The 12,804-nt window shown below is 54.8% G+C and carries 12 protein-coding genes and 1 pseudogene; 8 read left to right on the plus strand and 5 right to left on the minus strand.

Annotated elements, in window-relative coordinates:
* Positions 1-9 precede the first annotated feature (9 nt).
* A complete protein-coding gene (locus tag ACL2XJ_RS05410) occupies positions 10-1,455 on the minus strand; it encodes a mechanosensitive ion channel domain-containing protein (protein ID WP_413725888.1) in 1,446 nt (481 codons plus the stop codon).
* A gap of 310 nt (positions 1,456-1,765) precedes the next feature.
* Here ACL2XJ_RS05410 and ACL2XJ_RS05415 point away from each other — a divergent pair, with 310 nt between their 5' ends.
* Positions 1,766-3,067: an MFS transporter gene (locus tag ACL2XJ_RS05415; RefSeq protein ID WP_132924844.1), complete on the plus strand. Its 1,302-nt coding sequence runs from the start codon at positions 1,766-1,768 to the stop codon at positions 3,065-3,067.
* 264 nt (positions 3,068-3,331) lie between these two features.
* Positions 3,332-3,748 (plus strand): hypothetical protein, encoded by a 417-nt coding sequence (locus ACL2XJ_RS05420; protein WP_413725889.1) that lies wholly within the window; start codon positions 3,332-3,334, stop codon positions 3,746-3,748.
* 32 nt (positions 3,749-3,780) lie between these two features.
* Here the strand turns inward: ACL2XJ_RS05420 and ACL2XJ_RS05425 are convergent, their stop codons facing one another.
* The gene (locus ACL2XJ_RS05425) at positions 3,781-4,488 is read right to left on the minus strand and encodes a glutathione S-transferase family protein (RefSeq protein WP_203520549.1); all 708 of its coding nucleotides are present in this window, start codon (positions 4,486-4,488) and stop codon (positions 3,781-3,783) included.
* Between the two features lie 541 nt (positions 4,489-5,029).
* On the opposite strand from ACL2XJ_RS05425, the gene ACL2XJ_RS05430 reads away from it, so the two are divergent.
* Both ACL2XJ_RS05430 and ACL2XJ_RS05435 read left to right on the plus strand, forming a co-directional pair.
* On the plus strand, positions 5,030-5,254 hold the full coding sequence (locus tag ACL2XJ_RS05430) for a SymE family type I addiction module toxin (protein ID WP_413725891.1): 225 nt from the start codon (positions 5,030-5,032) through the stop codon (positions 5,252-5,254).
* A gap of 126 nt (positions 5,255-5,380) precedes the next feature.
* Positions 5,381-6,138: pseudogene (locus tag ACL2XJ_RS05435) on the plus strand (Rpn family recombination-promoting nuclease/putative transposase).
* Positions 6,139-6,210: 72 nt separating this feature from the next.
* Here the strand turns inward: ACL2XJ_RS05435 and ACL2XJ_RS05440 are convergent.
* Positions 6,211-7,119 (minus strand): LysR family transcriptional regulator, encoded by a 909-nt coding sequence (locus tag ACL2XJ_RS05440; protein ID WP_413725893.1) that lies wholly within the window; start codon positions 7,117-7,119, stop codon positions 6,211-6,213.
* A 123-nt stretch (positions 7,120-7,242) separates the two neighbouring features.
* Between ACL2XJ_RS05440 and ACL2XJ_RS05445 the strand changes: the two genes are divergently transcribed.
* A complete protein-coding gene (locus tag ACL2XJ_RS05445) occupies positions 7,243-8,310 on the plus strand; it encodes an SDR family oxidoreductase (protein ID WP_413725894.1) in 1,068 nt (355 codons plus the stop codon).
* A gap of 11 nt (positions 8,311-8,321) precedes the next feature.
* Here ACL2XJ_RS05445 and ACL2XJ_RS05450 read toward each other — a convergent pair whose 3' ends face one another.
* Complete coding sequence (locus ACL2XJ_RS05450; RefSeq protein WP_413725895.1) at positions 8,322-8,501, minus strand: hypothetical protein; 180 nt, start codon at positions 8,499-8,501, stop codon at positions 8,322-8,324.
* A 357-nt stretch (positions 8,502-8,858) separates the two neighbouring features.
* Between ACL2XJ_RS05450 and ACL2XJ_RS05455 the strand changes: the two genes are divergently transcribed.
* From ACL2XJ_RS05455 to ACL2XJ_RS05465, 3 genes are all read left to right on the plus strand, one after another.
* Entirely contained in the window at positions 8,859-9,542 is a 684-nt protein-coding gene (locus tag ACL2XJ_RS05455; RefSeq protein ID WP_413725896.1) for an SDR family NAD(P)-dependent oxidoreductase, read from the plus strand.
* Between the two features lie 97 nt (positions 9,543-9,639).
* Entirely contained in the window at positions 9,640-10,548 is a 909-nt protein-coding gene (locus ACL2XJ_RS05460; RefSeq protein ID WP_413725897.1) for a LysR family transcriptional regulator, read from the plus strand.
* A gap of 115 nt (positions 10,549-10,663) precedes the next feature.
* Positions 10,664-11,557: an MBL fold metallo-hydrolase gene (locus tag ACL2XJ_RS05465; protein ID WP_413725898.1), complete on the plus strand. Its 894-nt coding sequence runs from the start codon at positions 10,664-10,666 to the stop codon at positions 11,555-11,557.
* Here ACL2XJ_RS05465 and ACL2XJ_RS05470 read toward each other — a convergent pair.
* A complete protein-coding gene (locus ACL2XJ_RS05470) occupies positions 11,550-12,737 on the minus strand; it encodes an Ig-like domain-containing protein (RefSeq protein WP_413725899.1) in 1,188 nt (395 codons plus the stop codon). The two genes, ACL2XJ_RS05465 and ACL2XJ_RS05470, sit on opposite strands and share 8 nt — an antisense overlap.
* Between the last annotated feature and the right edge of the window lie 67 nt (positions 12,738-12,804).

The raw sequence follows: 12,804 nt of genomic DNA on the forward strand, positions 1-12,804 counted from the left end.
TGGCATGGGTCATTCCCTGGGATTCCTCTGCATTTGGCGCAGCCAGTGCATAAAGCCTTTTTTTCTGGGCGCAGGGGGCTGCTGTTGAACCACTGAATCCCTTTTTTGCGCACGGAAATGGGCCAATCTCACCATGACCTCGCGCAATTCCCCATGCTCCTCCAGCCAAGGTTCAAGGGAGTCGTAACTGATTCGGTAAACCACGCAGTCCGTCATGGCGCTGAACCGCGCCACGCAGGCGCTGTGATCGACGATGCCGGTCTCCCCCATGACTTCTCCCGGCCCCATGCGGCCTACCTCCAGTTCGTTATCCTGCGATCCGGTGGTCACCGACACCACCCCGGACTCGATAATGAGCAATTCCTCCGGCACTACGCCCTGCTCAAGGATCACCTCGCCGGCGCTGAACAGCGTCAGCCGCATTTTTTCCCCGAGCTCGGCCCTGTCGTCGTCGCTGAGCATGCGCAACGCGCTCACGGTATTGAGCACAGCCGACTGCCGCGTCTGCGGTCTGACCGGATTCCCGCGATCCAGGCTTTCCATGACCGACAGCTGGCGATAAATGAGGTCGTATAGCTGATTACGCACCGCATCGAGACGATCCCGGGATTTGACGTAGCCGGTCACTTCATATTCCACGTATCGTACATAGGCTTTTTTCACCAGCGCCCCGGACTGGGGCTGGAGCAGTAATTCCCGGCAGCCTTGCAGCGCTTTCTCCAGGGCGTCCAGCGCCAGGCTGGGACGCAACCGCACGGGGAGTTCAACGCTGAGCGTAACGGAATGAAAATGATCGGGACGGCTGAAATTGACAATGCGCGTTTTGGCCGCCATGGCATTGGGGATCACCGCCATGCTGCCTTCCGGGGTCAATAAGTGGGTTGAGCGCCAATCGATCTCAATCACCTTCCCATCGATATCATCCACCCGTATCCAGTCATCGACGCGAAACGGCTTGGTGGCGTTGAGCACAATGCCGGAAAATACGTCGCTCAGGGTGCTTTGCACCGCCAGGCCAAGGATAATCGCCACGGCGCCGGAGGTTGCCAGCAGGCCTTTCAGCGGTAAATCGAGCACGTAGGTTGACGCCGCCAAGGCAGCCATCAGGAAAATAAACGCCCCCAGCACGTCTTGCAGAAGATGGCCTTTACCGCCGATGCGGGGCGCCAATATCAGTATCATCAGCACGGTCAGCGTCCGGGCCCCCAACAGCCACCAGGCAATAGCCAGGATAATCACCAGTGCATGATAGGACGACGGTATTGCCGCCGGAATCGGGGACAAGGGGCTTAATCCGGCATTCATTAACGCCAGGCTGAAAAGGAAGTACAAACCCAGACGAATTAATACCTTCCAGCGAAACCATTTGTTTGCAATCCATTGCCACAGCGTCAGATCGATAGCCAGCAATAGCAAGGCGCACAGAAGCGGAAAAGAGAATCCCACGAGACCCATTCACATTCACCATCATCATCGGCAGCAAGATCCCAACAATACCTGATTTTGCAGTAGAGAGGTAATGTGAGCCTGCCCAAAGCGCTTAAAATGCCTGGCCTTACACTTTTGCAATGCAAAGAGTTGCGTTGCATTTTTATATGGTACACGTCTCATAAAACCACACCTATCATACTTGAATGGTAGTCTTACATGTTCTAATTTGCTCTCATAATTAATTACTCTGCAAAGGACAACTGGTGATGAACATTGTAGCCGCCGTACTGCCTCATCTTTGGCTGTCGGCTTTGGGCGCGCAGGAGCTTTCAAAATGAAAATAAAACATCTTCGCTGGTGGATGATTGGCCTGGTTTCGCTTGGCACCATCATTAACGCTCTGGCAAGAAGCTCGTTAAGCGTGGCCGCGCCGACGTTATTTAAAGAAATACATATTACTGAACAACAATATTCCTGGATTCTGAGCTCATTCCAACTGGCCTATACCGTCGCGCAGCCCATATGCGGTTATATCATCGACATTATTGGCCTGAAACTCGGCTTTTTCATCATGATTGTCATTTGGTCGGTGACCAATATGGCCCATGCGGGATGCACCTCATGGGGTGGGTTGGCGTTCCTGCGCGGCATCATGGGACTCAGCGAAGCATCCGCCATTCCGTCGGGGGTAAAATGTAATTCCGAATGGTTCCCGGCCACGGAAAGAGGCATCGCCGGCGGTATCGCCAATATCGGTACCTCAATCGGCGCCATGCTGGCGCCGCCGCTGGTGGTCTGGGCGCTGTTGAAATACAACTGGCAGATGTCCTTTGTCATCACCGGCGCCATAGGATTGGTTTTTGCCGTAATGTGGTGGTTCTTATACGACTCGCCGCAAAAACACACTATGGTGACCAAAGAGGAAGCGGATTATATCAGCGCGGGCCAAGAGCGGCATTTGATGGCCGACGGCAAAAAACCGGCGGTGATGTCCTTTTTCAAAATGCGCAATTTCTGGGGTATCGCCTTGCCGCGCTTTCTTGCCGATCCCACCTGGGGCACCATTAATTTCTGGCTGCCGATATATCTGATAACGGTACGCCACATGGAGCTAAAAGACATTGCCCTATACGCCTGGCTGCCCTTTCTCGCCGCCGATTTCGGCGGACTGGCCGGCGGCTTCCTAAATAAAATCATGATGAAGGTTTGGGGGGTAAACACCATCAATGCCCGTCGGCTGACCTTTTCCCTCGGCGCGCTCATGATGCTGCCGCTGTCATTTGTCGGTTTTGTCAATAGCGCCTATGTGGCCATCGGACTGGTTTCCATCTGCGCATTTGCCCATCAAATGTTGTCCACTCAGTGTATCGTCATGGCCACCGACCTGTTCAAACGGGACGAGGTCTCCACCGTCAGCGGCTTCGCCGGTTCCGCCGGCTGGACCGGTATCCTGATTTGTACATTGATCATGGGCGCGCTGGTGAAAACCATCGGCTACAACCCGTTCTTTATCTTTTTAAGCGTACTGGACGTGGGCGGCGCGGTGATTTTATGGACCTTTGTCAAAGCGCCGAAGTTTGATGACAAATCCCCTTCCCAACCCCGAAGCGACTCCACCCTGGCGCCGCTACATTAAGCCTTAAACGTGTTTCCCGGGAGATTCACCGTCGTTAACGATGAATCTCCCCATTCGGTTCATAAGGCGTTCAGTCGGACCCTAAACTCCTCTAGCCCATTAAATGCATTGGGCTTTTCGTTAGCGCTTCCTTGGTTGCAATCGCAGCAAGATCAATTTTCCATTCTGTGGGCTGACAGAGTTGGTCGTTTTTTGATATTTTCCCGACGATTACTGTGACATTGTTTTCAGCCTAATTATTTTGACTTACATAAAGAGCGAACAATGAGTATTTTCGGATTAGGCAGTTGTAAACATCAAGCACTCACCCCGGCGGAGCATGTCACAAGCCGGGAAATCACCGCATTGACCAAGCAGTTCAAAGAAATACGCAATACGCCGATCAACGCCTTCAATACACCGAAGACCATTAACACTAAGTTAACGGCATTGCGCGATCAGGTGGCCAACAAACTTGCCACGGTGAAAAATAACCAGGCGGCCCATAACAGCAAAAAGGCAGGTCAATTGCATAAATTGTCTGCCGACGTTGATCAGGTTATGAAGGAAAAAGGCTTTGCATTTAGGGTAGAGAAAACCGTTACGAAGAGCGCCGCAGAACGGAACGAAGCCCTTGCCCTCGCCGCAGAGCGTAAAGATGATAAGGCTAATGGGCGGGATATGGGCGGTATGGTGAGGTAAGACCCGGCGAAGCCGTCGCAGGGTCCTGTCCGTTAGCCCTGGCTGTCCGGATAATTGGACGGGAAAAGCGCCCGGCGGCTCTCTTCGTCGCTGGCGGTTTTAAAATTGTGATCTTTACCCAGCGCCCGGGCGCGGCTCACGGCCTGACGGGCATCCACCCGCTGGAACCAGGCCTTCAGATGGGGAAATTTCCCCAGCGGATCGTCTTCGCCCTTGAATATCTTCGGCGCGCGGTCGAGCCAGCCCCAGGCTGATATATCGGCGATGGTAAACCCCTCTCCCACGATATACTCCCGTCCCGCCAGATGGTTATCCAATACCCGGTAATGGCGCTCCACTTCCCGGCGATAGCGATTGACGGCATAAGGAATAGCGTCCGGCGCGGCGTACTGGAAATGCACCGCCTGGCCAGAATAGGGTCCCACGCCGGTGGCAATGAACAGCAGCCAGGACAGCAGTTCCGGCCGATCCTCCGGAGCGCCGAGGAATTTGCCGGTTTTTTCCGCCAGATAAAGCAGGATGGCCGTGGAGTCAAACACCCTGATCTCTTTGCCTCCCGGCCCCTCGCCGTCGGTAATCGCCGGCACCTTACCGTTGGGATTGATGGCCCGAAAGGCGGGCAGATGTTGTTCCCCTTTGGCGGTATCCACCGGAACGGCGTCGTAAGGCAGCTGCGCTTCTTCCAGGAAGAGCGCGATTTTGGCGGGGTTGGGCGCCAAATTAAAGTAAAACGTGATCATGACATTACCCTTTTGTGTTCGGTGCGCCAAACGTTAAGCCAAACGCGGCGACGAAATACTTGATTCAACATTGTAAAGGATTCAATTCAACATACTGCCTTACCCCAGGCAGCGCAACGGGCAAGAGAGGAGAGGAGACCGGCCCGCGCCGGTATTTTTGCCTATCAGCCTATTTACTGTGCGCCATCATGTCGATATGCAGCCCATATAATGCATGTGAGTTTATCCCAGCGGTGAAATAAAAAATGATATCAATGAACGTTATATATCTTAAAATTACATCAAGCATATCTTTTTGAATAAATATTTTTCATCGTTCTTTTCTGTTTTTTATTTCGACTTTTTTAATCCTCCTGATAATATATACAGTGTTAAGACGGCGTATATTTCCACTTTTTATCTGATAACAGAACTACCAAGGTTTATCTGGCGTTTCGTTATTTCCCATGCCCGTTGTTTTCCCTACCTTGGTGCGGCAAACCGTTGGCAGTTCTTATTCGTCGTTCACCGTCAACAACGTTAAATCAAAGAGAGACTCACCATGGCTAAAAAGGTTGTTCATGCAGTAACTCATACGGCACAAGCGGACCGTTCAGACCGGCGTTATATTGTGGGCTACGTCCCAAACGGCGGCAGGGACAACCCTTCCCCGGCCATTTATCTTGGCGGCCGCTGGCTTGAGACCTGCGGCTTTCTGACCGGCCAGCATGTCACGGTATCGGTGGAACCGGGGCGATTGGTTATCAGGCCGGCCCCGGCGGCGTAACGGGCATGATCGTCTACAAATAAGCGCAAGACGCATTACAAGGCCCCATAGAAAATCTTTTTTGAGAAAAACGAGAACGCCGTGTTGTTTCGATTGTTATAATTAATAATGATATGGACATCTTATATGATAATTAATCATTCCCATCATGATGCATTATTCAAAACATTTTTGAGCGATGTCGGCATTGCCCGGGATTTTTTTCAAATACATTTGCCGCCCTCTTTACGGCAGCGCTGCAATTTTAATACACTGACCCTATGCTCCGGTTCGTTTGTTGAAAAAAATTTACGCACCCATTACTCGGATATGCTTTATTCGGTGCGGACTCGCAAGGGAACAGGCTATATTTATTGTCTGGTGGAACACCAGAGCAGCCCGCATCGGTTAATGGCGTTTCGTTTGCTGCGTTATAGCCTGGCGGCCATGCAGCAGCACCTTGATCAGGGGCATAAAACGCTGCCGGTGGTGGTGCCGCTGTTGTTTTATCAAGGGGGCCTTAAAAGCGGTTACCCCTATGACAATGACTGGTTTAGCTGTTTCCGCGATGGGGAATTGGCCAGGGATGTTTATACCCGCCCCTTTCCAGTGATTGATCTGTCGGTCATCCCGGATAATGAGATTAAAACCCATCGACGGGTTGTCTGGAGGAAGAGGATATGATAACCATAGCACAACATTTTGAATTGATAGGGCTAAAGAAGGGCAAGCAGGAGGGAAAGCATGTCGGTCGAATAGAAGGCAAGTTGGAAGGTAAGCTTGAGGTAGCCCGGCAGTCTTTAGCGGATGGTACTGATCGTGCATTGGTCAAGAAGTGGACGGGTCTCACCGATGAGGAGCTCGACTGCCTGGTACAACAAAAAAAACAGGTCAATAAAAAATAGGTCAATAAAATAAAGGTTTTACCCCCTCGGCCATGACTGCTCAGGAGCGGCTGCGGAATGTCTACGCAGCCGTCAACGAATTGCCAGACCCTCCGTTAACGCCTGTAGCAGCGCATCAACCTTAGGCAGCAGCTGTTTGTTTTTTGGCCACACCAGATGCAACGGCAGTCCATCCTGGGAAACATCCTTGAGCACCTGGACAAATGTGCCGTTTTCCAGACACTCGTCCACCAGCCATGTGGCGATCTGGGCAATGCCGAGTCCGGCCCGCAGAGCAGCCAGCTGCGCCTCACTGTCGCTTACCATCATGCGATAGCCCATCATCGGAGGTCGGGTGACCACGTCCGGCGGGAAAGACCAGGGTTTCATCGCCCCGTTGGCGTTACCGTAAACAATGTTGTCATGGTCAGCGAGATCTCCCAGGGTTGCCGGTACGCCCCGGCGCGCCAGATACGCCGGGGTCGTGCAGAAAATCAGCCTTTCGCACCCCAGATAGCGGTGTCCGATGGCCGGCGGCAGCTCGTTGATGCCGCCGATTCTCACCGCGACGTCGATGCCTTCCTCCGCTAAATCAACCAGACGATCGGTGAAGGTGATATAAGGACGCAAATAAGGATGGCGATGGCAAAAATCGGTAAGGACGGGCATGACCTTAAGCCGTCCGAACGAGGCCGGTAAATCAATGCGCAGCCGTCCGGCAGGAGTGGTCTTTTGGGCCGCCAGCACCGATTCCGCTTCCGCCAAGTCATACAATATGCGGGTGCAGGTTTCGTAAAAGGCCTGCCCGGCATCGGTGAGCTTCAACTGCCGGGTAGTGCGTTCAAATAGGCGAACGCCCAGCCGCTGTTCAAGCCGGGCTACACTTTTACTGATGGCGGAACCGGTAAGGTTCAATTGTTCCGACGCCGCGACAAAACTGCCGCAGTCGGCGGCATAGACAAAGGGGGCGATGCCGGTCAGGCGTTCGAGGGAAGATGTCATATTAAGGACAAATATTCGTTAATGGCCGGAAATAATAACTGAAATAAGAAATCAGTTCTAGTTTAAGCTGGCAGGCTAGAGCTTGGCAAAGCTATTTCACTGACAGTATGGGAGTTATCCATCATGCAGCATCGCGCATTGATTGTAGGCATCAGCGGCGTTATCGGCAGCGCGCTGGCGGAAAGACTGCTTGAAGACGGATGGCAGGTTTACGGCATCTCCCGCGGCCGTACCCCCGTTGCGGAAGGTTCGATTTCCCTGATTGCCGATCTCGCCTCCGAGCCGTCGGTACGGTCGGCGCTGCAAGGGCTGCAGGTTGATCGGGTATTTTTTGCCGCCTGGGCGCGGCAGGCCAATGAACAGGAGAACATCCGGGTCAACGGCACCATGGTGCGCAACGTGCTGCATACTCTCGGCGGGACATTGGCCCATGGCCATGCCGCCCTGGTTACCGGATTAAAACACTATTTAGGTCCGTTTGACGCCTATGGCACCGGCGCGGTTCCCCCGACGCCCTTTCGTGAAGAGCAGGGGCGGCAGCCGGTGGATAATTTTTATTATGCCCAGGAAGATGAACTGTTCGCCGCGGCCAAACAATTTGATTTTTCCTGGAGCGTGCACCGGCCCCATACCATTATCGGCTATGCCATCGGCAATGCCATGAACATGGGGGTGACGCTGGCGGTCTATGCAACCTTATGCAAGCACACCGGTCGGCCGTTTGTGTTTCCGGGTTCGGCCATGCAGTGGCACGGTCTGACGGATATGACCGATGCCCGGCTGCTGGCCAGGCATCTGGAATGGGCCGCCACCCGGCCCGGCGGACAAAATGAAGATTTCAACGTGGTTAACGGCGATGTGTTCCGTTGGCAATGGATGTGGTCGCAACTGGCGGACTATTTCGGTATCGAGGCGGCGCCTTTCCCCGATTCCCCTCAACCGCTGGAACACCACATGCAGGATGCGGCGACCCAGTGGAAAGCCATTGCCGCACGTCATTCGCTGCGGGAAGCCGACGTTGATAAACTGGCCTCATGGTGGCACACCGACGCCGATCTCGGCCGGCCGATGGAGGTCATGACCAATATGAGCAAAAGCAGGAAAGCCGGGTTTTTGGACTATCAGGACACCCGCGACGCGTTTATCGACCTGTTTGAGCTGTTGAAGGCTCAGCGGATTATTCCGGCCTGACCCGGCATGCGCTATTCGGCACATGCCTGCGCCATCATCTCCATGATGCGTTGCGCCTCGGACAGGCATTCGCTGCGAGGATTTACGCCAATCCAGACATCCAGCGCCATGGCGCACAACACCCGGACCGCACAGCCTAGGGCGAGAAGGCGTACATTCGTTGCCGAGGGATTAAAAAAACGCGTCATCATCACCCGTTTCGTTCTGAACAACAGGAAAAGACAGCCGAGCTGGTGGGTATTATTGCTGGACACTCTGCGCGAGATTTATGACATTTCAATGAAGGCTTTAAAGTCATGGCCGAGACACAATAACTCTACGGCCACAGAATTATCGAGGCGTCCGGGCGTCGATTAATGACGTTATGGCATCAATGAAATGAGGTTAGCGTTGTCGACAAACCCGTCGCTCCCCAGCAGACTGTGGGTTTTATTCACATCGCTCCGTCAGACATGCTGGCTTATTGTAAGATCTTATCAGTCAATCTTTCTGACGGCATATTACCGACATCCTTACGGATGACCGCGTTTACTCTTAATGGAGGTTTTATGACCAATGAATCTACCGCGCTTATCATCGGCGCCAGCCGCGGGCTGGGATATGGTTTGGTACGTCGTTTTCTTGAACGGGGCTGGTTTGTCATCGCAACCGAACGCCTGGGTTCCACGCGGCCCGATCTGCGCCAGTTGGCGGCGAGCCAGCCGCGCCTGTCCGTCGAGACCGTGGATATCGATAAAGAAGAGGAGCTGCACGCCCTGGCCGCAAAACTCTCCGGCCGCCAGATTAATCTGCTGATGGTGAATGCCGGCACCGCCGGGGATGCCGCGCTGCCGTTCGGCGAACGGCTGCTGGCGGTGATGCGCACCAACGTTATCGGCGCCATGACCGCCACCCGGGTTTTATCGCCCCTGGTGCGGGCCGGCGGCGCGGTGGCGGTGATGTCATCGGAATTGGCCAGTATTTCCGGCAATACCGACGGAGGCTGGGAACCCTACCGCTCAAGCAAATCCGCCCTGAATCAATCCCTGCGCAGCTTCGCGGCGGAAAGTCAGCATGCGCCCTGGTCGCTGACGGCGGTGGCGCCCGGCTGGGTCAGAACGGATATGGGTGGACCGGACGCGATCCTGGACGTTGAAACCAGCACCAACGGGGTCGCCGATATGCTGCTGGGCCGCCTGGGTAAAAAAGGCATCGCGTTCCTGAACTACCGGGGCGAAACCCTGGGCTGGTAATCACCCAGGTCCGATACAACTCCGCTCGCCAACGCTGACCGATTATGACGATAATGATCGTAATCTGAACTGATGCCTATAAGGCATGGGCGGTCATATGGAATTACGGCATCTGCGTTATTTTCTGGCGATTGCGCAGACGGAAAATGTCCGGCTGGCCGCTGAACATCTGCATGTCACCCAGCCGGCCCTTTCCCGCCAGTTAAAAGATCTGGAAGACGAACTGGGCATGAGATTATTCGAACGCCTGCCCCGCGGCATCCACCTCAATGCCGCGGGAAAGGCTTATGCCCGGGAGGTACAGCGGATACTGGCGGATCTCGACTCCGCCGGCGAACGAACCCGGCGTATTGCCGCCGGCGAGGCGGGACGGATAAGGCTGGGCTTTCTGGAAATTGCCGCCTGGCGCGGCATCATGCCTGATGTTATCAGTGCTTTCTCCACGGCCTGTCCCGATATCGGTATGGAGCTGATTGCCGGCAACACGCCGCAGCAGTTGGAAATGATGCTTGCGGACACGCTCGACGGCGGTTTTATTTACCTGTTCAACCCGCTGGAAGACCCATTGACCGGTCTGGCGCTGCGCCGCGACAATGTCGTGCTGGCGGCGCCTTCGGCCTGGGGCCATCGTTTTGCCGAAAGCGTCGCGGCCAGAGATCTGAAAGGCATGCCTTATATCGGTTTCCCCCGTGCAGGATACCCGGCGTATTTCGACCAGTTACTGAGCGCCTGCCGGGCCGCCGGGTTTTCGCCGGATTTTGTCCAAACGGCCCGTGACGAGGGTGCGGTACTGAGCCTGGTGTCGGCGGGGATTGGCGTGGCTATCGTCAACAGCTTTAATCTTTCCCGGCCCCTGCCGCAGGTGGACTACCTGCCGCTGACGGATATCTCCGTACCCTTGCCGCTCTATTTTGTCTGGCGTCGGCGCCATCTCAACCCGGCCCTGGACCGTTTCGTCGAACTGCTGGCGCAGCACGTCGCGGAAGATGCCGGCAAAAGGCATTGATGCTTTGCAGGCATCAAAACACCAATAATTCGGCATTGGCGTTTATCGTGCCGGCTTGCCATGATCATAAAGAATGGTCGTTGTCATCAGGCCTGCTTATCGCGGGGAAAAAAGTATGTCAGAAAATACCGTCTCTTACCGGCTGGGAAACGCCGTCATCACCCGCATCGTGGAAACGCAGTTTCCGTTGGCGTTCAACACCCTGTATCCCGCCGCGCTGGAGGATATGGATGAGGCCGTCGCACGCCGGAAACTGCCGGTGGATTTTACCGCGGCACAGGAGATAACGCTTAGCGTGCATTCATGGCTGATTGACATGGACGGTTTGAAAATCCTCATCGACACCGGCATCGGCAACCATAAGCCCCGGCCTTTCAGCGCGCTGTTCCATCAGTTGGAAAACCCGTTCCTGCAACGGCTGGCGGCGGCGGGCGCCGCGCCGGAAGACATTGATTATGTCCTGCTGACCCACCTGCATACCGATCATGTGGGCTGGAATACCCGCTGGGTGGACGGCGCATGGCAACCTACCTTTCCCAAGGCCAAATATGTTTTGCCCAGGACCGAGCTGGAGTATTTTTTTACCCCCGCCGGGGAAAAACGCCGCATGCTGTTTGACGACAGTATCTTGCCGGTTATCTGTACCAATCAGGCGGTGGTCATGGCCGCGGACGGCGGTGAGATTTTGCCGGGCATCGCTTTTCATCCCGCCCCTGGGCACAGCGCGGGACATATGATTATTTCCCTGCGCTCCGGCGGCCATGAAGCCATTTTTTCCGGCGATGCCATGCACAGCCCGCTGCAGGTTGCCCGCCCGGAGTGGGGATCAACCTACTGCCTGGACCCGCGGACGGCCCTGGCATCAAGATTGGCTTTACTGGAACAGGCGGCACAAAACAACGCGCTTATTCTGCCCGCGCATTTCCCCGGCGCCTCCGCCGGATATGTCACGCGGGAAGGGGATGGATATTCCTGGCGCTATGGCCGTTCGCCGGCAACGCTTAAATAAATGTCGTATCGACATTGGACGTTGTCGCGGGCTCCGTTCTAATGGTTGCTGTCAACCTGACAGTCCCGGCATCGCTAGCAAGCACCCTTACACTAACAGAGCCATCCGGGCCGGTTGTCCCTGTTATTGGCAGGGGCCGCGATGTGCCGAGAGTGGTAGTGGAAAAATCCAATACGATGCCGGGTTGAATTGTACTGTCCGCGAGCGAGTAAACGGTGAAGAGCACTATATTCCCTATGGGCTCTGCAGCCGGCGTATCATCTCTTATTACGGTGTTGGCAATAAAATACCGCTGTGCAGGTTCGGTGAAAGTCACAATGACATGGACGGGCTGCAGGCCGGGTTGTGAATCAACAACGGCGGTAATCTCCACTTCCCCGGCCTGGGGGCTAAGAATATCTACCAGCAATTGACCAGCCTGGTCAGTCGCATTGGCGGCCATAATCGTCGCGGTAGGGGGAGTCGCGGTAAAACTCATTCTTTCATTAGCCGCCGGCGCGCCACTCCGGTCGAGGGAGAAGACAATAGCGTTGGAAAGGCCGCCGACCGGTTGATAGTTTCTGATCGTATTGGAAGTGAGGGAATACACCGCCGCCGGAGTAAAATTCAGGAAAGTATTATTATTGGCGCCGGGAACGCTGGGCACCTGGGCGTTAATCAACACCTGGCCGGGCGTGCCGTTGGTGACATGCAGATCATAGAGCCCGTTGTCATCGGTAACCCAGGGGCCGGTCGGTGGAATCAGCATCGCCCCCCCGCCGACGCTGAAAGCCAGTGCTATTCCGGGTACGGGAGCGCTCCCTGCCGCTTGATAAACGCGATAACGCATGGCGTTTCGGCTAATTCCGTCAGCCGGTGCGTTATTTTGCAATACCGCCCCGGAGAGATTGATATCTGCCAGGGGATTGTTATCAAAACTGACGCTTTCCCTGGATTGGGTCTGATAATAGTTGCAAGTGATGAGCACTGTTTCCGCCCGGGTATCGGTAAAAAATACCGTCGCCTCCCCTTGCCCGTCCGTGGTAGCGGAGCATTGCTGGGTTCCATCGCTAAACAGGGCATCGCCGGACAAACTGAATGAGAGGAGTTGTCCGCATAACGGGCAGCCTTGATAACTTAACCGCGCGGTTGCGCTATTGGTATCGCAACCGTCGGCTATGGCATTCGTGGTGGCCGCCAACGTCAGGTCATGGCATTCACCCTGAGGAATTGATGGCAAAGTATTGTATGACATAGTTGCCTCCGGC

The sequence above is a fragment of the Sodalis sp. RH16 genome (assembly GCF_047324245.1).
Lineage (GTDB): Bacteria > Pseudomonadota > Gammaproteobacteria > Enterobacterales > Enterobacteriaceae > Acerihabitans > Acerihabitans ligni.